At 64.6% G+C, this 1,802-nt stretch carries 1 protein-coding gene; it reads right to left on the minus strand.

Features of this window, described 5'->3' with window-relative positions:
• Window positions 1–38: 38 nt before the first annotated feature.
• On the minus strand, window positions 39–1,802 hold a 1,764-nt coding region (locus AC1DQP_RS20150), incomplete at its 5' end, for a TonB-dependent receptor plug domain-containing protein (protein WP_478052384.1).

A 1,802-nucleotide genomic window follows, 5' to 3' on the forward strand; every position in this document is an offset into this window, starting at 1 on the left:
GCCCGGTAGAGCCGGGCCATGCCCGGCTGCACCAATGATCAGAACGTGTACCGCACCCGCCCGTAGTAATACGCACCATTGCTACCAATCGGCGACAACACGTCATACGGCAGGTTGCCGTAATAGTAGATATCGTCGTTGGACAGATCCGAATAATTGTCGGTCAGGTTCTGCCCGCCAAGGGCCACGCTCCACTGCGGGGTGATCTTGAACTCCACTTCCGCATCCAGCTGCCATTCCGCCCCATACGTCTGGCGCGGGACGAAGCCATCGCCGAAGTTGAACACGCGGGTGACACTGCCATAGCGGCTGACCCGGCTGCTCAGCGACCAGCGGTCGTCACTCCAGCTGGCGGCGAGCGCGGCGCGGGTGCGCGGGGTGGCATCGGTGAGGGTGTTGGTTTCTTCCACGCCGAACAGCACGTACTCCGGATCCAGCGCGAGCAGGCTGGCCGGGGTGGCCAGTACGTTCTTCAACGTGGTCTTGGTATAGGCGTAGGTACCGGTCAACAGCAGTTCGCCATCGCCCAGCGATTGCCGCCAGTTGCTCACCAGCTCGGCACCGCGGGTGCGGGTGTCGGCGGCGTTGACGAAGAAGCTCGCGCTCTGCAGGCCGGCCACGCCGAACTGCTGCTGCACGTAGTCGGTGAGTGCATCGCCGGTGATGCTTTCCGACAGCGCGATGCGGTCATCGATGTCGATCTGGAAGAAGTCCAACGACACATCGAAGTGGTCGCCGATGCGGCTGGTGAAGCCCAGGCTGGTGTTGAGCGACTTCTCCGGCTTCAGGTCAGAAGCGCCCAGGCCGCGTGCGATGGGATTGTTGACCGACAGCACGCGTCCCTGCACCAGCTGGCCGGCGGCGTTGTAACCGGTGGAGGTGGATTCGTAACCGATCTGCGCCAGCGACGGCGCGCGGAAGTTGTTGGAAATCGCGCCGCGCAGCGCGAAGGCCGGGGTGAATTCATAGCGCAGGCCCAGCTTGCCGGTCAGTTCGCCGCCGTAGTCATCGCTGTGTTCGTAGCGCGCGGCCAGGTCGCTGGAGAAATGCTCGCCGAACTGGCTGGACAGGCTGGCATAGGCGCTGGCCACATCACGCGACAGCGAGGTCGCATCCTGCGGAGTCAGCCCGCCGCCGGCCTGCGAGCCGGTCGGACGATCGGTGAACGGGCCGGCGGCGTAGCTGCTCGGGTCGCCCGGACGGGTCTGGTAGTGGTCACGCCGCGCTTCCACGCCCAGGCCGAGGCTGTGGGTGATGTTCTCGCCCTGGTTGAACACGCGGCCCAGGTCGAGGTTGGCCACGGTCAGTTCGTTCTGGTAATCGCCGGTTTTGAAGCGGGTCGGGCTGGTCGGACCGAGCGAGGCGTTGAGCGAGTTGCGCAGGCGGTAGGTGAAGCGGTTGGTGCCGTAATCCAGGCTGGCGTCGTAGTTCCACTCGCCCCATTGGCCCTTCGCACCGGCCACGGCCTGCACGTCGCGGTTCTCGCCTTCGGAGATCGGGCGGTAGCCGTTGGGATAGACCTGCGCCCAGTTGGCGTCGCTGTCGGGGTAGCGGAAGTAGTTGGCGCCTTCGCTGTCGCGCTGGTTGAACGTGCTGAAGAAATAGAACTTGGAGGTCTCACCGAACGGCAGCTCGGTATTGATCCAGGCGTTGAGGTCACGGGTCTTGCCATCGCCAAGCACGTAATTGCGCTTGCCCTGCAGCGCCAGGTTGGTATCGCTCTGGTCCCACGGCGGGATCTGGTCGAAGCCGGCGCGGTTGGTGCCTTCGTGGTTCTTCAGCTCCAGGCCCACGCGCAGGAA

This window comes from Stenotrophomonas sp. P5_A8, from assembly GCF_056400545.1.